This window comes from Amycolatopsis sp. cmx-11-51, assembly GCF_047608665.1.
In the GTDB taxonomy this organism is placed as follows: domain Bacteria; phylum Actinomycetota; class Actinomycetes; order Mycobacteriales; family Pseudonocardiaceae; genus Amycolatopsis.
Map to the genome: position 1 here is coordinate 277532 of NZ_JADNQO010000005.1, position 18808 is coordinate 296339.

At 66.9% G+C, this 18808-nt stretch carries 21 protein-coding genes; 12 read left to right on the forward strand and 9 right to left on the reverse strand.

The window, feature by feature from the left end; translation table 11 throughout:
• Window positions 1–9: 9 nt before the first annotated feature.
• Entirely contained in the window at window positions 10–996 is a 987-nt protein-coding gene (locus ACM6LU_RS20900; RefSeq protein WP_414939397.1) for a PQQ-dependent sugar dehydrogenase, read from the reverse strand.
• A 340-nt stretch (window positions 997–1336) separates the two neighbouring features.
• On the opposite strand from ACM6LU_RS20900, the gene pqqA reads away from it, so the two are divergent.
• From pqqA to pqqB, 5 genes are all read left to right on the forward strand, one after another.
• Complete coding sequence (gene pqqA, locus ACM6LU_RS20905) at window positions 1337–1432, forward strand: pyrroloquinoline quinone precursor peptide PqqA (protein ID WP_076160001.1); 96 nt, start codon at window positions 1337–1339, stop codon at window positions 1430–1432.
• A gap of 104 nt (window positions 1433–1536) precedes the next feature.
• Window positions 1537–2217: a pyrroloquinoline-quinone synthase PqqC gene (pqqC, locus tag ACM6LU_RS20910; protein WP_414939558.1), complete on the forward strand. Its 681-nt coding sequence runs from the start codon at window positions 1537–1539 to the stop codon at window positions 2215–2217.
• Window positions 2218–2219: 2 nt separating this feature from the next.
• Entirely contained in the window at window positions 2220–2489 is a 270-nt protein-coding gene (gene pqqD, locus ACM6LU_RS20915) for a pyrroloquinoline quinone biosynthesis peptide chaperone PqqD (protein ID WP_414939398.1), read from the forward strand.
• Complete coding sequence (gene pqqE / locus ACM6LU_RS20920) at window positions 2480–3568, forward strand: pyrroloquinoline quinone biosynthesis protein PqqE (RefSeq protein ID WP_414939399.1); 1089 nt, start codon at window positions 2480–2482, stop codon at window positions 3566–3568. Before pqqD ends, pqqE begins: the two co-directional genes overlap by 10 nt.
• Window positions 3565–4428, forward strand: a complete 864-nt coding sequence (gene pqqB / locus ACM6LU_RS20925) for a pyrroloquinoline quinone biosynthesis protein PqqB (RefSeq protein ID WP_414939400.1) — start codon at window positions 3565–3567, stop codon at window positions 4426–4428. The genes pqqE and pqqB overlap by 4 nt, the downstream gene beginning before the upstream one ends.
• On the opposite strand, the gene ACM6LU_RS20930 is transcribed toward pqqB, so the two are convergent.
• Window positions 4418–4837, reverse strand: coding sequence for an aldo/keto reductase (locus ACM6LU_RS20930; protein ID WP_414939559.1), 420 nt, complete (start codon window positions 4835–4837; stop codon window positions 4418–4420). The two genes, pqqB and ACM6LU_RS20930, sit on opposite strands and share 11 nt — an antisense overlap.
• On the reverse strand, window positions 4735–5298 hold the full coding sequence (locus tag ACM6LU_RS20935) for an aldo/keto reductase (RefSeq protein ID WP_414939401.1): 564 nt from the start codon (window positions 5296–5298) through the stop codon (window positions 4735–4737). The genes ACM6LU_RS20930 and ACM6LU_RS20935 overlap by 103 nt, the downstream gene beginning before the upstream one ends.
• Before the next feature lie 68 nt (window positions 5299–5366).
• Between ACM6LU_RS20935 and ACM6LU_RS20940 the strand changes: the two genes are divergently transcribed.
• On the forward strand, window positions 5367–5885 hold the full coding sequence (locus tag ACM6LU_RS20940) for a helix-turn-helix domain-containing protein (RefSeq protein ID WP_414939402.1): 519 nt from the start codon (window positions 5367–5369) through the stop codon (window positions 5883–5885).
• Window positions 5882–7102, forward strand: coding sequence for an MFS transporter (locus ACM6LU_RS20945; protein ID WP_414939403.1), 1221 nt, complete (start codon window positions 5882–5884; stop codon window positions 7100–7102). The genes ACM6LU_RS20940 and ACM6LU_RS20945 overlap by 4 nt, the downstream gene beginning before the upstream one ends.
• Window positions 7103–7163: 61 nt before the next feature.
• Here the strand turns inward: ACM6LU_RS20945 and ACM6LU_RS20950 are convergent, their stop codons facing one another.
• Both ACM6LU_RS20950 and ACM6LU_RS20955 read right to left on the reverse strand, forming a co-directional pair.
• Window positions 7164–8540, reverse strand: coding sequence for an amidase (locus tag ACM6LU_RS20950; RefSeq protein ID WP_414939404.1), 1377 nt, complete (start codon window positions 8538–8540; stop codon window positions 7164–7166).
• 7 nt (window positions 8541–8547) lie between these two features.
• A complete protein-coding gene (locus ACM6LU_RS20955) occupies window positions 8548–9537 on the reverse strand; it encodes a D-2-hydroxyacid dehydrogenase (RefSeq protein ID WP_414939405.1) in 990 nt (329 codons plus the stop codon).
• Window positions 9538–9637: 100 nt separating this feature from the next.
• Here ACM6LU_RS20955 and ACM6LU_RS20960 point away from each other — a divergent pair, with 100 nt between their 5' ends.
• Genes ACM6LU_RS20960 through ACM6LU_RS20970 form a run of 3 tightly spaced genes read left to right on the forward strand, consistent with a single transcriptional unit; the run spans window position 9638 to window position 11889 of the window.
• Window positions 9638–10378: an Asp/Glu/hydantoin racemase gene (locus ACM6LU_RS20960; RefSeq protein ID WP_414939406.1), complete on the forward strand. Its 741-nt coding sequence runs from the start codon at window positions 9638–9640 to the stop codon at window positions 10376–10378.
• Between the two features lie 44 nt (window positions 10379–10422).
• Entirely contained in the window at window positions 10423–11193 is a 771-nt protein-coding gene (locus ACM6LU_RS20965) for a maleate cis-trans isomerase (RefSeq protein WP_414939407.1), read from the forward strand.
• A 3-nt stretch (window positions 11194–11196) separates the two neighbouring features.
• Window positions 11197–11889, forward strand: a complete 693-nt coding sequence (locus ACM6LU_RS20970; RefSeq protein WP_414939408.1) for a GntR family transcriptional regulator — start codon at window positions 11197–11199, stop codon at window positions 11887–11889.
• 4 nt (window positions 11890–11893) lie between these two features.
• Here the strand turns inward: ACM6LU_RS20970 and ACM6LU_RS20975 are convergent, their stop codons facing one another.
• From ACM6LU_RS20975 to ACM6LU_RS20985, 3 genes are all read right to left on the reverse strand, one after another.
• A complete protein-coding gene (locus tag ACM6LU_RS20975) occupies window positions 11894–12370 on the reverse strand; it encodes a DUF4262 domain-containing protein (protein WP_414939409.1) in 477 nt (158 codons plus the stop codon).
• Window positions 12371–13268: 898 nt separating this feature from the next.
• A complete protein-coding gene (locus ACM6LU_RS20980; RefSeq protein WP_414939410.1) occupies window positions 13269–14342 on the reverse strand; it encodes a tartrate dehydrogenase in 1074 nt (357 codons plus the stop codon).
• 41 nt (window positions 14343–14383) lie between these two features.
• Window positions 14384–15847 (reverse strand): NAD-dependent succinate-semialdehyde dehydrogenase, encoded by a 1464-nt coding sequence (locus ACM6LU_RS20985; protein ID WP_414939411.1) that lies wholly within the window; start codon window positions 15845–15847, stop codon window positions 14384–14386.
• Between the two features lie 88 nt (window positions 15848–15935).
• Between ACM6LU_RS20985 and ACM6LU_RS20990 the strand changes: the two genes are divergently transcribed.
• Together ACM6LU_RS20990 and ACM6LU_RS20995 are read left to right on the forward strand one after the other, a co-directional pair.
• Entirely contained in the window at window positions 15936–17186 is a 1251-nt protein-coding gene (locus tag ACM6LU_RS20990) for an aspartate aminotransferase family protein (protein ID WP_414939412.1), read from the forward strand.
• Window positions 17186–17683 carry a DUF3830 family protein gene (locus ACM6LU_RS20995; RefSeq protein ID WP_414939413.1) on the forward strand — a complete coding sequence of 166 codons (498 nt, stop codon included), beginning with the start codon at window positions 17186–17188 and terminating at the stop codon, window positions 17681–17683. Before ACM6LU_RS20990 ends, ACM6LU_RS20995 begins: the two co-directional genes overlap by 1 nt.
• Before the next feature lie 61 nt (window positions 17684–17744).
• Here the strand turns inward: ACM6LU_RS20995 and ACM6LU_RS21000 are convergent, their stop codons facing one another.
• On the reverse strand, window positions 17745–18728 hold the full coding sequence (locus tag ACM6LU_RS21000; RefSeq protein ID WP_414939414.1) for a hypothetical protein: 984 nt from the start codon (window positions 18726–18728) through the stop codon (window positions 17745–17747).
• Between the last annotated feature and the right edge of the window lie 80 nt (window positions 18729–18808).

Consider the following 18808-nt stretch of genomic DNA (forward strand, 5'->3'; position numbering starts at 1 on the left):
GCGCGGGGGTCAGCTCCCGTCGGAGACGTAGAGGGCGCCAGGGGTGATCGTGTACAGCTGGCCGTCGGGACCGGCGACGGCGTCACGCGTGCGGCCGAGGTTGGTCCAGAGCTTGCCGCCGTTGCCGTTCAGGTCGAGCTTGTACGTGCCGCCCTTGAGCGAGGCCATGTACAGCGAGCCCTTGTAGGCCGCCAGCCCGCTCGGCGTCGCCGAAGACGTCGGCCAGGCCTTGACCGGGTTGGTCATGCCCGCCGTGGTGCACGGGCCCTCGCAGGTCGGCCAGCCGTAGTTCTTTCCCGGGTCGATCTTGTTCAGCTCGTCGAGCTTGTTGGCACCGATGTCGGAGACGTACAGCTGTCCGTTCGCCCAGGTCAGACCCTGGACGTTGCGGTGGCCGTAGGAGTAGACGCGGCTGTTGAACGGGTTGCCGGGAGCGGCCGCGCCGTCGGTGGTGACACGCAGGACCTTGCCGCCGAGGGAGTTCTTGTTCTGCGCGTTGGCGCCGTTCTGGCCGTCGCCGGTGCCCGCGTAGAGGTAGCCGTCGGGGCCGAACCTGATCCGCCCGCCGTGGTGGTACTGCGAACCACGCGGGATGCCGGTGACGATCGGCGTCGGCGGCTGCCCCAGCTTCAGCTTGGCGATGCGGTTGTCGGAGCTGGTCGTGTAGTAGATGAAGACCGTCTCGTCGGTGGCGTACTTCGGCGAGACGGCGATGCCGAGCAAGCCCGCCTCCGCCGTGACGCTCACTCCGGGGATGGTCTGGACCGTGGTGACCTTGCCCGCCTTGTCGATCCTGCTGATCGTCTTGGCGTCCTTCTGGGTGAAGAGACCGGTGCCGTCGGGCAGGAAATCGATCGACCAGGCCTGCTTGAGGCCACTGGCGAGCTGTCTGATCGCCTGGATGGACGGCGCTTCGGCGGCGGCCGCCGGAACGGCCGCGATCGACACGGCCGTCGCGGCGGCGAACGTGACGGCGAGAGCACGACGTAAGGACATGGGACGCCTCCTTCAGCTACACCCCTGGAGCTCGGATGGCGGCGGAAGACGGGCGGCCGGGGTTCGCCCGTCAAGTTGGATACAAACACACCATGGGATGAAACGGACACCACTGGTCGGGGTAAGGAAAGCGCTTGCCGTTAACCGTTGTGTGCGCCGAGCGTGACCGATGTGACGACTCGATCCCCCATAGGTAGGAAACTTTACAAAACACCGCTCGAACTTGCACCTTACGTCTGGTCAGAATCGGCGACGCGCTTCTAGGGTGACGGTGCTCGGCCCGGTTCGTTCCCATGTGGACGTTCCGGGGATGAACGTCAGCGATCCGAGGAGTACGAAAATGATCGAACCCATCGAGGTATGGACCACGCCCGACTTCGTCGAGTACGAAACTCCCATGGAAGTCACCGCATACGCGGCCCGCATGGAGGACTGAATTCCCACCCGGTGGTGGGGGCCGTCCCCCACCACCGGGCCGCCGTCCCGATCAGCGAGCCGCTGGAGTGCTGCACCGTGTCTCTTCCCCTTTCCGCCGCGCCGATGTCACCGCCGGAATTCGTCGCGGCCTTGCGCGGGCTTTCCCACCGCTATTGGGGTACGCACCCGTTCCACCACCGGATGCACGGCGGCGACCTGTCCGAGTACGAGCTGAAGGTCTGGGCCGCGAACCGCTGGTACTACCAGTGCGTGCTCCCGCAGAAGGACGCGGCGATCATCAGCAACTGCCCGGTGCCGGAAATCCGCCGGGAATGGCTGGACCGCATCGTCTATCACGACGGGATGAAAGCCGGAGACGGCGGAATCGAGCGGTGGCTCCGTTTGTGCACCGCGGTCGGGCTCGACCGCGAAGAGGTTCTCGATCAGCGGCACGTCGCTCCCGGCGTGCGATTCGCCGTCGACGCCTACGTGAATTTCGCCCGCACGAAGCCCTGGCTCGAAGCGGTCGCTTCGGGGCTGACCGAAATGTTCGCCGGCCATCTCATGCAACGTCGGGTCGCCGGCATGCTGGCCAACTACCCATGGATCGCGCGGGAAGACCTCGCCTACTTCACCAATCGCATCGACAAGGTCTCCGGTGAGGGCGAGGGGACACTCGACATCGTCGTGCGGCACGCCGTCACCCGTGAACAGCAGGAGAAGGCGATCGCCGCGCTTTCGTTCAAGACCGACGTGCTCTGGTCCATGCTCGACGCCATCGAGCGCGCCGCGGCCAAGGAGTAGCGATGACACCCGAGATCGGCTCGGTACCGCGTCTGCGGCGAGGTGTCCGGCTGAGTTATGACCAGACCAGGGAAACGCACGTCCTTCTGTTCCCCGAAGGCGTACTCGTCCCGAATCCGACCGCGGCGGCCGTTCTCTCACTCTGCGACGGGGTCGGAGACGTCGCGGCGATCGCTTCGGCCTTACGCGAGCGCTATTCCGGCGTACGAGAGGAAGAGATCCTGGACGTCCTGTCCCGGCTGGGAGATCGGCGGATCGTCGAATGGACCTGAACACCTCCACCGCGGCGGCGCCACTGGGGATGCTGGCCGAACTGACCCATCGCTGTCCGCTGCACTGTCCGTACTGCTCGAATCCGGTGGAACTGATCACCCGTGCCGGCGAACTGTCCACAGAGGAATGGCTGTCGGTGCTATCGCAGGCTCGGGAACTGGGCGTGCTCCAAGTGCACATGTCCGGCGGCGAACCACTCGCCAGGCCGGATCTTCCCGTGCTGGTCGAGCACGCCACGAAACTGGGTTGTTACGTCAACCTGGTGACGTCCGGGCTTGGACTGACCGAGTCCAGATTGGACGATCTCGTCGAACGCGGCATCGCGCATATCCAGCTGTCCGTCCAAGGCGCGACCGCCGAGCGCGCGGACCGGCTCGCGGGTGCCCGGGCCCACGACCGGAAACTGGTCGTCGCCGAACTGATCAAGAAGACCGGGCTGCCGCTTTCGGTGAACGTCGTCCTGCACCGGCAGAACCACGACCAGCTCGCCGGGATCATCGGCCTGGCGGAGAAAATGGGCGCGGACCGCCTCGAACTGGCCAACACGCAGTACTACGGCTGGGCGTGGGAGAACCGCGACGCCCTGATGCCGACCAGGCGGCAACTCGACGAGGCCGAGCCGATCGTGCGCGCGGCCACCGAACGGCTGCGCGGCACCATGCAGATCATCTACGTCGTCGCCGACTACTACGAGCGGTACCCGAAACCGTGCATGTACGGCTGGGGCGCGCGGCAACTGACCGTGGCGCCCGACGGGAACGTGCTGCCGTGCCCCGCGTCGACCGCGATCGAGACACTGAAGTTCGACAATGTGCGGGACTCGCCGCTGGCCTGGATCTGGTACGAATCCAGTTCCTTCAACGCGTACCGCGGTGAGGACTGGATGCCGGACACCTGCGGCACCTGCGACCGGCGTTCGATCGACTTCGGCGGCTGCCGGTGCCAGGCGTTCCAGCTGACCGGCGACGCCGCGGCGACGGATCCGGTGTGCTCTCGATCGCCGCGGCGCGACGTCGTCGATCTCATCCTCGCCACACCCCCGAAAACAGACGAACTCGTGATGCGGGCGCCGCGATGAGGGTGATCGTGCTCGGCACCGCGGCGGGCGGCGGCTTCCCGCAATGGAACTGTGCCTGCGCCCTGTGCGCTTCGGGCGCACCGCCTCGGACACAAGACTGCGTCGCGGTGAGCGCGGACGGCGCGGGCTGGTACCTGCTCAACGCGTCACCGGACATCCGCACGCAGATCCTCGCCACCCCACCGCTCCGGGCCGGGCCGGGGCCGAGGGAGATCCCGCTGCGCGGGGTGCTGCTCACCGATGCCGAACTCGACCATTCACTGGGCCTGCTGCTGTTGCGGGAAGCCGGCGGACTCCCGGTATGGGCACCGGACGCGGTCCTGCACGCGCTGTCCGAGCAGTTCCCCGCACGGTCGATCATCGACGGTTACGGTGGCTGGGATTGGCTTCCGGCGTCGGAAATCGCCATCGACGGGCTCCGGGTGAGCTCGCTTCCCGTGAGCGACAAACGTCCGAAGTACGCGCGTTCGTCCACTGAGGACGGCCCGTGGGTGGTGGCGTACCGGATCGAGGACGTCCGGACCGGTGGCGTCTTCGTGTACGCGCCCTGTCTGAAGAGCTGGCCGGACGGGTTCGACTCCTTTACCGACGGCGCGGATCTGGTACTGCTGGATGGAACCTTCTACGCGCCGGACGAGATGTCAGGCGCCACCGCGGCCGAGGTCGGCGACGGCGCCCAGCTGGCGATGGGGCATCTGCCGATCACCGGCAGTCTTGCGAAGCTCCGGCCTGGCCCGCGTTGGGCCTACACGCATCTGAACAACACGAACCCTGTCGTAGACCCGTCCTCGCCGGAGCACGCCGCAGTGCTGGACGGTGGCGCCTCGCTTCCCTCGGACGGTACTGAATTCAAGCTCTAGCGATGCCTTCGGGGCTCGCACCCGACACGGGAACGGCGTCGGCGGTGAGGCGATCGATCTCCGCGAAATCGTCCGTGGTCAGGTCGACATCGGCCGTGGGCGCGCCCACGATCGCGACGTGCACACCCGGCTGGGCGAGTGTCCACGCGATCGCGAGCCGACTGACCGAGGTTCCCTCGTCCGCGGCGAAATCCTCGTGCTTGTCGACGATGGCGAGGTTGTGCCGGAAGGTCTCTCCCGTGAACCCCGACGAGCGCGAGCGCCAGTCGGTCTTCTCGAACGTCGTCTCCGGTATGAAAGAACCGGTCAGCAGGCCACTGCCCAGTGGGCTGTACACGAGCACAACGATGTCGTTCTCCCGTGCGTACGGCAGGGGATCGGTTTCGATGTCGCGACGGAACAGGGTGATACGGCGGCTGGAGGGTTTCCACCGGACGGGTCTTGTCGAAGTCGGCCAGTCGCGCGGCGTCGTAGTTCGAAACGCCGATGTGCCGGATCTTCCCGGGCGTCGACGAACTCCTGCGGGATCCCCGCGGTCTCTTCGGCCGGGGCGTCGGAATCGGGCCGGTGGACTTGGTAGAGGTCGATGTGGTCGACGTCGAGGAAGCGGAGACTGTTTTCGATTCCTTGCGTCAGCCACTCGCGCCGGGAGTCGCGCGGCCGTTCGGAACGCGGTTCGATGCCGCCCTTCGTCGCGACGACGAGGTTGTCGCGGTCACGCTTGAGTTCCTCGCGCAACGCCTTCCCGAGCATCGCCTCGGCAGCCCCCGCCGAGCTGCCAGGTGCCGAAGGCGATCCTCGAGACCGCTCCTGCCCAATGTCGTCGTACGCGTACCTCAGCAGAACACACATCGGATCATTGCACCGCATCGCCCGACCAACGAAACCCCCAAATAACTGTTTGACGGTCGACGTCCCGGCAGTCGATACTCGGCCCCGTGACCGAGTCCTCCAGCCTTGACGAGTTGCGTGCCCTCGCCCATCCCGTGCGACTGCGCATTCTGTCTCTTTTGACCGGTGCCGCGATGAGTGCGGCCGAAGCCGCGCGCGAACTCGGTGAGACACAAGCGAATGTCAGCTATCATCTCCGACGGCTGCACGAAGCGGGACTACTCGACGTCGCCGAGGAGGTCCGGATCCGGGGCGGTCTGGCGAAGCGTTACCGGCACGACCCGGAGTCCGGCGGGCGGTTCACCGCGGCGAATCCGCAGGAGGAGCAGCTTCTCATCGCGGCGATGACTGAAGAACTGAAGCGCCGCAGCGAATTCCGTGTCCCCGGCGAGCGGGGCGCGACGACCGACGCGGAGATGTGGGTCGACCGCGAGACCTGGGAACAGGCGCTCGAACACGCCCGCGAACTGGGCAGGATCCTGCACTCGGCAGCCCGGCCGCCACGCACCCGGGGCACGATCCCGGTCAGCGCGACGGTTTCGCTGTTCGAAATGACACGATCGTGACGTCACTGCGCGAACCCCTGCGCCACCACAACTTCCGCTGGCTGATCGGCGGCCGCACGTTCGGGGAGTTCGGCAATGCCGTCGCCCCGCTCGCGCTGGCGTTCGCGGTGATCGACCTGACCGGTTCGGCCGTCGACATCGGCATCGTCGTGGGTGCGCGGTCGGTGGCGAGCGTGGTGTTGCTGCTGTTCGGCGGGGTACTGGCGGATCGGCTGCCCCGCTCGGTGATCCTGCAGGGCACCGAAATCGCCGCGACACTGACCCAGGCGACCATCGCGGCGAGCGTCCTTTGTGGATTCTCGTCGATCCCCCTGCTGGTCGGGCTGAGCGTGGTCAACGGGGCGGTGACCGCGATCTCCGCGCCCGCCTCGGCGTCACTCACCCCGCTGACGGTGCCCGCCGCCCTGCTGGCGCAGGCCAACGCGCTGGGCCGATTGCTCTCGAATTCCGGCCGGATCGGCGGCGCCGGGCTGGGCGGCATCCTGGTCACCGCGGCCGGTCCCGGCTGGGCGCTCGGCGGGAACGCGCTGTTGTTCCTGGGCTCCGCCCTGTCCTATCGGCGCCTCCGCCTCAGCCGCCGGGAACGAATCCCCGGCAGCCGCCCGCTGGCGGAACTCGCCGAAGGCTGGCGCGAGTTCCGGTCACGGACCTGGGTGTGGGTCGTGGTCGTGCAGTTCATGGTGGTGAACGCCGTCATCGCGGGCGGGATCGCCGTGCTGGGACCCGTCGTCGCCGACAGCACCTTCGGCCGCTCCGGCTGGGGATTCGCCCTCGCGGCGCAGACGGTCGGCTCACTCGTCGGCGGGGTCCTCGTGGCTCGGTGGCAGCCGCGGCGCGCGTTGTTCATCGGGGTCGCGGTGATCCTTTTCGAAGCACCACCGTTGATCCTGCTCGGCCAGGCGCCTTTGCTGCCCCTGCTGCTGGCGGTCATGTTCCTCTCGGGCGTGGCGCTCGAGCAGTTCGTGGTGGCGTGGGACGTCTCGCTGCAGGAGAACGTGCCCGAGGAAAAGCTCGCACGCGTCTACTCCTACGACATGCTCGGCTCCTACATCGCCCTGCCGCTCGGCCAGATGGCGGCGGGGCCGGCCGCACAGCACTTCGGGACCGACACGACCTTGCTCGCGTGCGCCGGGCTGGTCGTGGTCGCCACCTTTTTCGCCCTGTGCAGCGGCCAGGTGCGCGGCCTGGTCAGGAAGACCCACGCCGCCCGATCCTGACCTCCCGGACCTCGCGACCCCGCCGGGCGATAGCAAAGGTCCCTTGCTCCCTTTCCCCGGGTCACGGCCAGGGACGGACCTCCTCGAGGAGTTTCGCGACCGCGAGCACCAGGTCGTCGGAGTGCCGAGGACCGACGATCTGCAGGCCGACCGGGAGGCCGCTGGAGGTGCGGCCCGCCGGGACGCTGATGGCGGGTTGCTGGGTCATGTTGAACGGGTAGGTGAACGGCGTCCAGTCCGGCCAGCCGCTCAGCCCGCTGCCCGGTGGCACCTCGTGCCCGGCTTCGAAGGCGGGGATCGGGAGGGTCGGCGTGATCAGCACGTCGTAGCGCGTGTGGAACTCCCCCATCAGGATGCCCAGCGCGGCCCGCTCGGCGTTGGCGCCGAGGTATTCGCTCGCCGAGAAGGTCTTGCCGAATTCCCACACCTTCCGAAGGCCGGGATCGACCTTGGTATCCGATCCGGCGGGAAAGGTGTCCAGCCACTTGGCCGCACCCGTCGACCACAGGATGTCGAAGGCGGGCTTGGGGTCGGCGAAGCCGGGATCGGTCTCTTCGATGTGCAGGCCCGCGTCGCCCAGCGACTGGACCGCCGATTTGACGATCGCCGCGACTTCCGGATCGACATCGACGTAGCCGAGTGTCGGCGAGTAGGCGGCGATCAGCCCGCGTACGTCCCTGCGGACGGCTTCGCGGAAGGTCGAGACAGGCGGAGCGAGCGCGGCCGGGTCACGGTAGTCGGGCATCGCGAGGACGTCGAGGAGCAGTGCCGTGTCGTCCACCGAACGCGCCATCGGTCCGGCATGCGAAAGCGGGCCGAACGGACTCGCCGGGAACAGCGGGATCCGGCCGTGTGTCGGCTTGAGACCGACGATTCCACAGAACGAAGCCGGAATCCGGATCGAGCCACCGCCGTCGGTGCCGACGGAAAGCTCGCCCATCCCGGCCGCGACGGCCGCGGCGCTCCCACCGCTGGATCCTCCCGCCGTCGTCGACGGGTCGTGCGGGTTACGGGTGACCCCGGTCAGTGTGTTGTCCGTGACGCCCTTCCACGCGAGTTCCGGCGTCGTGGTCTTTCCCAGCAGCACCAAGCCGTTTTCGCGTAGGCGGGCGGTGACGGGACTGTCGACGTCCCACGGCTGGTCGGGGTCGATGCACCGCGAACCGCGCAGCGTCGGCCAGCCCTGCGTCAGGAACATGTCCTTGATCGAGGCGGGGACACCGTCGAGCCAGCCGATCGGATTACCGTCGCGCCAGCGGATCTCGGACGCTTTCGCCTGTTCGAGTGCGCCATCGGCGTCGACCAGGCAGTAGGCGTTGGTCTCGCCGTCGCGTTCTTCGATGACGCGTAAAGCGTTCTGGGTGGCCTCGACCGGTGACAGTTCTCCGGTGGCATACGCGGCGACCAGCTCGCTCGCGGTCAACTTGGTGTCGTTCATCCGGCCCCTAACCTTGGCGAAGCGTCTCCGACGGCACGTATCCGAGTTGCTTGTCCACGACGTTGCGCAGCGGCTCCCCCGCGCGCCAGCGACGGAAGTTGTCCGCGAACACCTCTACCAGAGTATTCCGCCAGCCGACGAAGTCACCCGACATATGCGGCGAGATCAGCACGTTTTCCATGGTCCACAAAGGACTCTCGGACGGGAGCGGCTCGGTGTCGAAGACGTCGAGCGCCGCCCCTCCGAGAGGCCCGTCCCGGAGGGCGCCGACCAGGTCGGAGGGGACGACAAGCTCACCGCGGCCGACGTTGACGAACCGCGCGCCGGGTTTCATCGCGGCGAAGGTCCGGGCGTCGAACATTCCCTTCGTCTGCTCCGTCAGTGGCGCGACCGCGACGACGTAGTCCGCCTCGGGGAGATGGCGTGTCAGCTCCGCGGACACGTGCACGTCCCCGAAGTCGGGATCGCCCGTGCGGGCACGTCGCCCGACGCCGGCCACCGACATCCCGGCCGCCCGCAACAGCCGCGCGATCGCCCGGCCGATCGGCCCGGTACCGACCACGAGGACCCGGCGACCGGAGACGCGTTCGCTCTCCCGGTGCTTCCACTGCTTCTGCCGCTGCAGGTCCCACGAACGGACGAAGTCCTTGGCGAACGTGAGGACGACCCCGAGGACGTACTCGGCGATCGCGCCGTCGAACACGCCGCGCGAGTTGGTGAGCACGACGTCGCTCTCCTGCAGCCCGGGGAACAGCACGGGATCGACGCCCGCGCTGGCGATGTGCAGCCAGCGAAGCCGGTCGGCCGCGTGCCAGGCACCCGGAACGGCGGTCGACAGGAAATCGTAGACGAAGAGCGCATCCGCTCCGGACAACGCGTCAGCCAACCCGGCCTCGTCGGTGTAACGAACCACCGTTTCGGCTTCGATGACGCGCATATCCGGTGGGCGAGTGTCTCCGCAGAGCACCGCCAGAACAGGGGTCTCCGAAGCGATCACGTTGACACCGTAAAAGTGGCTCGTATGATTGTCAACAATCCGAGGAACGACCCCCGGAGCACCGGACCTGTGGCAGCAGAAGTTCTCCGGAGGCTGAGACTTGGATTTCGACTTATTGGAGTTCGAAGGGCCCTTGGCGCAGCGCGGCATCGGCGTGATCGCTCCGTTCGACCTTGCCCTGGAACGAGAGCTGTGGCGCTGGGTGCCCATGGAGGTCTCCCTCCATCTGGCACGGACGCCGTACGAACCCGTGCCCGTCAGCATGGAGATGGCCCAGCTCGTCAGCGACAGCAGGCATCTCGCCGCCGCCACGAGAGACGTACTCCATGTGGAGCCCGAAGTCGTCGCCTATCTGTGCACCTCCGGCAGTTTCGTCAACGGTGTGGACTACGAGCGCTCCTTGACCAAGGCGATCTGCGACGCCGGAGCGTCGGACGCCGTCACCACCTCCGGGGCGCTGGCCGAGGTCCTGCACCAGCTCGACCTCCACCAGGTCTCGGTGCTGACGCCCTACGACGGTGACCTGACCGGGAAGCTGCACGACTTCCTGGCCGAACTCGACGTGCGCACCGTCTCGAGCGACCACCTCGGCCTGGGCGGCGGCATCTGGAAGGTCAGTTACCGGACCATCGCCGAACGCATCCTCGCCGCCGACCACGCCGACGCGGACGCCATCTTCGTCAGCTGCACCAACCTCCCCACCTACGATCTGATCGAGCCACTCGAAAGCGCGCTCGGCAAACCCGTCCTCACCGCGAACCAGCTCACGATGTGGGCCTGCCTCCGGCGGATGAACCTGCCGATCGTCGGGCCCGGCAAGTGGCTCCGCGAGGTCGATTGACCTCTTCCCCTACGATTGTCGACAATCTGCCCTCCGGAGGTCTCGTGCCCATCACGCCGCTCATTCCGCCTGAGCCCCCGTCCGAGACGACCACGATCGGGTTCATCTACCCCGACCACGCGGCCGAAGACGACTACCCGCTCGCGGAGCAGCTCCTCGGCGGGGACATGGCCGGGATCAAGCTGCCGGTCGAGCACATCTACGGGACCGATCTGCACGCCGTACCCGAACTCCTGGACCTCGGCAGCGAAAGCCGTCTCGCCGACGGTGCCGCGCTGCTGGCCAAGCATGAACCGGACGCGGTGGTGTGGGCATGCACCAGCGGTAGCTTCGTCTACGGCTGGGAAGGCGCTCGCGACCAGGCCGACCGGCTGGCCGCCGTCGCCGGCGTCCCGGCGTCGAGCACCTCCTTCGCCTTCGTCCACGCCGCTCAGGCACTCGGCGTCCGGCGGGTCGCGGTCGCCGCCAGCTACCCGGACGACGTCGCCAGATTGTTCGTCGAGTTCCTCGGCGCGGGTGGGATCGAAGTGGTCTCGATGGGCAGCGCGGACATCGACACCGCCGCCGAGGTCGGCGAACTCAGCCCGGAAGCCGTCTTCGAACTCGCGGTGAGCCGCGACCATCCGGCCGCCGACGCGCTGCTCGTCCCCGACACCGCCATGCGGACGCTCGGCGAGATCAACACGCTCGAGACCCGGCTCGGCAAGCCGGTGCTGACCGCCAATCAGGTCACCGTCTGGGAAGGCCTCCGGCTCACCGGCAAGGCTCCGCTCGTCCGAACACTGGGCGCACTGTTCGGCAAGAGAGGCAACTGAACCATGTCCTTGCCGGATATCGAGCCGGTCAGCCGGGAATCGACCGCCGGGATCATCGCGCGCCAGTTGCGGGACGCGATCATGACCGGCGCCCTTCCTCCCGGCACCCAACTCGGTGAAACCGACCTGGCCTCCCGGTTCCAAGTCTCGCGGGGACCGCTGCGAGAGGCGATGCAGCACCTCGTCTCCGAAGGGCTCCTGCGCAGCGAGCGTCACCGCGGCCTGTTCGTGATCGACCTCGAACCCGGCGACGTCTACGACATCTACTCGGCACGCTCGGCCATCGAGCGTGCCGCGATGCTGCGAGCCCTGCGCGGCGACCGGGAGAAGGTCGCCACCGAACTCGAACAGGCCGTGGGAGCCATGGCCGTCGCCGCCGACGACGACGATCCGACCGCCCTGTCGTGGGCGGACCTCCGGTTCCACGAGGCACTGATCGCCGCTTCCGGCAGCAAGCGGCTCGTGCGCATGGCGCGAACCCTGCTGATCGAGACCCGGATGTGCCTCACCGCACTGCAGGGGACCTACCAGCAGGTCGAAGAACGGGTCACCGAGCACACCCGGATCATCGAGGCCCTGCGGGCGGGCGACGAAGAGACCGCGCTGTCGTTGCTGGAAGCCCACATGGAGGACGCGGTCCAGCGGCTGGCCCCGGGGACCAGTCTGCGGGAGGGCGAAGCACCCGCGGTGCCTTGAGAATTCAGCCACGGCCCCGCGCCCCCAGAACCGGTTGCCCGCCGGTCCCGCCGCGAAACTCCCTGTCCCACGGCCAGTTTCCGTGCTCGTCCTCGTAGACCATTTGCAGAGCACGGAAATCGTCGCCGTACAGAAGGACGGCAGTGAGCATGTGCGCCGACGGTGAACTGAGCGGAACGATCTCGAACGCCGGCCATCCCACCGCCGCGGGCAGCACCTCGCCGGATTCCGGCGGCCCCGACCGGACCACCTGCTGAGCGAAATAGTTCAGCAGCTGCCCGGATCTTCGCTCCCTCAGGCCGGTGACGACGAGCTCCGGCAGCCCGGCATCAGTGAGCCCGACCGTGTAGGCGAAACCGGGTTGGACGGCTCCGCGCTCGACTGTCTGCACCATCCAGCCGTACTTCCGGATCAGCGGGCGGACCTCCTCGATGAGGTAGTCGTCGCGAGTCTTCCCAAGGTTGTCACAATGCCAGCACATCAGCACTCCTCCAGTCGTCGAATTCGATGATCGACACTGTGCACCGAGGCACCGACAAAAACTCACGGCTCGAGTGAGCGCTCGTGCGACACAGAGGCCTTTTATCCGCGTTTTCCTTTGCAGGGCAGGGAATTTCACGAATTTTGGCGTGTTGGCCCACCGGAATTCGGGTGGCCGGACCGGGTGGGTCGTGAGCGGTGTCCGAGGGTGACGATGAAGGATTCGGGACTCCTTCATCGTCTCGTGGCAGCTCCGGCCTCGGACTTGCTCAAGGCTTCGGCGGCGGACTCGGTCGCCGAAACCAACGGGTAGGCAAAGCCAGACCACCAAAACCAATCACGACAACCCAGTCCGTGAAGGCCTCCTTCCCCACTCTCAAGGTCAGGGTCCCGGCGAAGTCGAGGTCTTGCAGGTCAGGCGGTTAGTCGTCGCTGCGTAAGGCTGACGATGAAGGAATCGGGACGTTGAGTGTCCCCATTCCTCCATCGTCGCGGGTTCGCACCGGTCGCGGAGCTTGAGCTACAGAGCTTCAGGGACATGCCCCCTCCGGCACACGCCCGAGCGGGGAACATTCGGACGTTCACCGTCCCAAATCCCCCCGCTCGACCCTGGCAGGCACCAGAAATGTCAAGCTCGGACTACCACCAGCCGCGCTGACCAGCAGCCCTGCGACTTTGCCGGGACCCTGACTCTCAAGGTAGGGAAGGAGGCCTTCACGGACTTTCGACCGGCATCGCGGAAACAATGTGAAGTACATGAAGCCCCTTCCTTTCGCCTGGCGCAAGGAAGGGGCTTCATGTACTTCACGCGTCACTTTGGCGACCGGCTCGCCCCACCCGAAGTCATGAACGGACCATTCATGACATCCCGGGACTTGACACGCCTCTATGCGGATGGTTCAAGATAGAGCGGCGACCACCGCGGACCCGAGTTCGGCGGTGGTGGACTTCCCCCCGAGGTCAGGGGTCTGCACGGTCCCTTCCTCGAGCACCTTCTCCACCGCGGCGTGAACGTCTTGTGCCGCAGCGGTTTCCCCGAGATGATCGAGCAGCATCGCACCCGCCAGGATCTGCGCCACCGGATTCGCGATGCCCTGTCCGGCGATGTCGGGAGCGCTGCCGTGCACCGCTTCGAACATGGAAGGAAACTCGCCAGATGGATTGATGTTGCCCGAAGGCGCCATTCCGAGCCCGCCCGTCACGGCCGCCGCCAGGTCGCTCAGGATGTCGCCGAAAAGATTGGAAGCGACCACGACGTCGAGCCGTTCCGGTGCCTGCACCATCCGCGCGGCGAGGGCGTCGACATGGCACTGTTCAGCGTGTACGTCCGAATATTCCGAAGCGATGTCGAAGAAGATCTCGTCCCAGAACGGCATCGAGTGAATGAGCCCGTTGGACTTCGTCGCCGAGCAAACGCGTCCAGTCCGTGTCTTCGCCAGCTCGAAGGCGTAACGGATGATCCGCTCCACCCCGACCCGCGTGAACACGGATTCCTGTAAGACGAACTCGTTCCCCTGACCGCGATTGTGCCTGCCGCCGATCTCCGAGTATTCGCCCTCGGAGTTCTCTCGGACGATCACCATCTCCAGTTCTTCGGCGCTTCGGCCGGCCAGTGCCGACGTCGTCCCCGGCAACAAACGGACCGGCCGGAGATTGACGAACTGGGTGAACGCGCGCCGCACCGGAATGAGGAGACCCCACAACGAGACATGGTCCGGCACACCGGGAAATCCGACGGCACCGAGGAGGATCCCGTCGAACCGGGAAAGCTGCTCGATACCGTCGTCCGGCATCATCGAGCCGGTTTTGGTGTACCGCTCACAGCTCCAGTCGAATTCCTTCCAGGACAAGGAGAAGCCATGTGACGCCGCAGCACGGTCCAGCACCTTGCGGGCCTCGACCGTGACATCGACGCCGATCCCGTCGCCGGGAATGCTGGCGATGCGATAAGAGGTCCCGGCTTGAGAAGTCACTGCTTGAGAGGTCACTGCTTGAGAGGTCACTGCTTGAGAAATCACAGAGCCACCGCGATGTACTTGGTCTCGAGGAACTCGTCGATGCCGACGGTGCCGCCTTCACGACCGAGCCCCGACTGCTTGATCCCGCCGAACGGCGCCGCCGGGTTCGAGACCAGCCCCTGGTTGAGGCCGATCATGCCGGCCTCCAGTCGTTCCGAAACCCGCAGCGCCCGTTTGAGATCGGAGGTGTACACGTAGGACACGAGACCGAATTCGGTGTCGTTCGCCGCAGCGATGGCCTCGTCCTCGCTGTCGAACGGAGTGATCGGGGCGACCGGCCCGAAGATCTCCTCTGAGGCGAGCCTGGCGTCCTTGGGCACGTCAGTGAGCACCGTGGCCTGATAGAAGTTGCCCGGACCGTCCACAGTAGACCCACCGGTGAGGACGCGTGCCCCTCGCTCGGTGGCGTCCGCGACGAGGCCGCTCACCTTCTCGACCGCGGCTTCGTCGATGAGCGGGCCGACGACGACACCTTCCTCGGTGCCGCGGCCCATCGGCAGGGCCTCCATGCGCTCGGTGAGGCGCCGGGAGAACTCGTCGACGATGCCTCGCTGGACATAGAAGCGGTTCGCGGCCGTGCAGGCCTCGCCGATGTTGCGCATCTTCGCGGTCATCGCGCCTTCGACCGCCGCGTCGAGGTCGGCGTCTTCGAAGACCAGGAAAGGAGCGTTGCCGCCGAGTTCCATCGAGGTGCGGAGCACCTTGTCCGCACACTGTTCCAACAGCTTCCGCCCGACGCCGGTCGAGCCGGTGAAGGACAGCTTCCGGGCACGGCCGTCCCGGATGAGGGGCTCCATCACACCGCCGGAGTCCGACGTCGTGAGCACGTTCAGCACACCTTCGGGCAGTCCTGCCTCGGCGAGGATCGCCGCGAGGGCCAGTATAGAAAGGGGGGTTTGAGCGGCGGGCTTGATGATCATCGTGCAGCCTGCCGCGACCGCGGGCCCGATCTTGCGGGTGCCCATCGCCATGGGGAAGTTCCACGGCGTGATCAGCAGACACGGTCCGACGGGCTGCTTCGTCACCAGGAAGCGGCCGGCGCCGTTGGGCGAGACGGCGAAGCCACCGTCGATCCGGACGGCCTCTTCCGCGAACCAGCGGAAGAACTCGGCCGCGTAGGTGATCTCGCCCTTCGACTCCGCGAGGGGCTTGCCCATCTCGAGGGTCATCAGCAGCGCGAGTTCGTCCGCGCGCTTGATGAGCAGCTCGTAGGCGCGGCGCAGGATCTCGCCGCGTTCGCGTGGGGCGACGTTCGCCCAGTCGGCCTGTGCGGCGACGGCGGCGTCGAGTGCGCTGACACCGTCCGCCGGTGACGCGTCGGCCACCTCGCACAGGGCTTCACCTGTCGAGGGGTCGAGAACGGGGAAGGTCTTCCCGCTCGTGGCGGGCACCCACGTGCCGCCGATGAACAGTTCCTTGTCGACCGCCGCGACTACGCCGGCCTCACTGATCGAGCTCATCCCAACGCTCCTCCATGTTGTCCCGGACGCCATGCTATGGATATTGTCAACAATCGACAACAGCTCAGCCGACCTAGGAGCGCAGCCCATGGCCCAGCTATCACCGCTGCTCAAGCAGGCAACGCCGGTCGTGGTCGACCACGGTGAAGGGGTTTACCTCTACGGCACCGATGGCAAACGTCACCTGGACTTCACCGCCGGTATCGGCGTGACCAGCACCGGCCACTGCCACCCGCACGTGGTGAGCGCGGCGCGGGAGCAGATCGGCAAGCTCATCCACGGGCAGTACACGACGGTCATGCACAAGCCGATGCTGGAGCTGACCGAGAAACTGGGCGGCGTCCTGCCCGAGGGCCTGAATTCCCTCTTCTACGCGAACTCGGGCAGTGAGGCGGTCGAAGCGGCACTCCGGCTGTCGCGGCAGGCGACCAAGCGGCCCAACGTCATCGTCTTCCAGGGCGGGTTCCACGGCCGGACCGTCGCGGCGGCGACCATGACGACTTCGGGCACGCGATTCAGCGCCGGGATCTCGCCGCTCATGTCCGGTGTGCACGTCGCGCCCTTCCCCTACGCTTTCCACTACGGCTGGGACGAGGAGACCGCGACGAAGTTCGCCCTGCGCGAGCTGGACTATCTATTCGCGACGGTCTGCGCGCCGAACGAGACAGCCGCGTTCTTCATCGAGCCGGTGCTCGGCGAGGGCGGGTACGTCCCGGCGAACCCCGAGTTCCTCGCCGGGCTGCGGGAACGCGCCGACAAACACGGGATCCTGCTGGTGATGGACGAGATCCAGACCGGCTTCGGCCGGACTGGGAAGTTCTGGGGACACGACCACTTCGGAGTACGGCCGGACATCGTGCTCATCGCGAAGGGACTCGCGAGCGGATTCCCGATCTCGGGCATCGCCGCGTCCGAGGAGTTGATGTCGAAGGCGCTCCCTGGTTCACAGGGCGGCACCTACGGCGGTAACGCGGTGGCCTGCGCGGCGGCGATCGCCACGCTCGAGGTGATCCAGCGGGAGGGGCTGGTCGAGAACGCCGCCGAACGCGGACGCCAGCTGCTCGAAGGTGTGCGGGTGATCGCGGACAAGTCGCCGTCGATCGGCGACGTCCGCGGACTGGGGCTGCTGGTCGGTTCCGAGTTCACCACGCCGGACGGCGAGCCGGACACGGCGAAGGCCCAGGCGGCCCAGAAAGCCGCGTCAGCCAACGGGCTACTACTGCTGACCTGCGGGGCGTACATGAACGTCGTCCGGATGGTGCCGCCGCTGATCGTCGACACCGAGCAGGTCGACGAAGCGCTGCGGATCTGGGGTGACGTCGTGGCGGGGGTCGAGTGATGGCCCGCTACATCACGATCACCCTCGACAAGCGCGGAGTGTCCTGCCGGGCCCGGTTGCTCGACACCGAGGCCCCGCGGACCTGCCGCGCGGTGTGGAACGCGTTGCCACAAAGCGGTTCCGCCTACCACGCGAAGTACGCGCGCAACGAGGTCTACACCCTCGTGCCGCCCTTCGCCGAACCGAAACCGGGACGCGAAAACCCCACGGTGACCCCGATTCCGGGTGATGTCGTGTACTTCGGGTTCGAGGCGTGGGAGATCGGCAACCCGGCGTACGGCTACGACGATGACAGTGCGGCGCACAGCGACCAGGGCGCGACGGATCTCGCGATCTTCTACGGCCGCAACAACCTGCTGATCAACGGCGACGCGGGCTGGGTGCCCGGCAACGTGTTCGCGACGATCGAAGAGGGACTGGCCGAAATGGCGGAGGCCGCGCAGGACCTCTGGCTGCGAGGTGTCGAGGGCGAGACGCTTTCGTTCGCACGCGCGTAAAGCCTGCGGGCGATGAGGGTTCCCCACCCTCACCGCCCACAGGCCGGCACCCCTCCCTGGCTTACTGAACGCCGGTGATCCGGTATTCGACGCCGCCGACTTCGTTGCCGCGCTGGTCGACCTGGGTCACGTGGACGGTGTACTTCCCACCGAGAGCTTCGGCGCCCGCGGTGAAGCTCAGCTGTGCGGGCACCTGCTCACCCGACTTGAACGTCAGCCCGCTGATCCGGGCCTTCTGCGGGTTCACGATGGCCAGTTCGGTCTCGCCGACCCGTTCGATGCCCTCGCCCTTCGCGCCGCCTGCCCGCCAGCGTGCGGCGAGGTCGGGACCGAGGTCGATGGTGATCCGTCCCGGACCGGTGAACGGCTTGCCCGGCTGGGTGAAGACGATGTCGCCGACCGCCGTGGGTTCACGGCCGTCCCAGCCGAACACGATCGGCCGGAACTGCGGGACCTTGATCTTCGCGGGCACCGCGTTCACGTTGTGCCAGGCGATGTTGTTGTTGTTCCGCGTATTCGCGGACGTGCTCAGACCTTCCGTCGGCAGGTCGGTCGGCGAAAGCCACCGGGCCAGCAGGCAGAAGTGCGAGCCGATCGGGACCTGCCACGGGATGACGACCGTCTTGGTGCCGAACGGCACGGCCACGTTGGTCTTCGACCCGATGTAGGTCCACTGGTTCGGCCACTGCGCCACGGTGCCCTGCTTGGTGTACCAGACCTGCAGGTTCCCGTTTTCGAGGTCGTCCCCGTACGGGCCGGGGCGGTTCGCGGTGACGTGGATGTAGGCGGTGGTCCCCTGGACGATCGGGTCGTCGGTGGCGCACAAGACCGTCGCCGAGAAGCACACCCGGACGTCGGGACTGGAGTAGAGCGAGCCGCTCGAGGACTCGAAGCCCACGTCGGACGCGTTGTCCCGGATGAAGACGTCGCTGCGTGCCTCCGGCGCGGCCTGTACCGCCGGCGTGACTCCCGCGAACAACGTCGCGAAGGCCAATGCGGCTGAGGCGATCAAGGTTCGCCGGCGCCGCGGGTTCCTGCTGATCATGTTTCCCTCCTTGGGCGAAACATTCGACCCGCTGACCGTCGGACAGGCTGGTTGTGGCGCGGTTGTCGGAATCTTGTGCC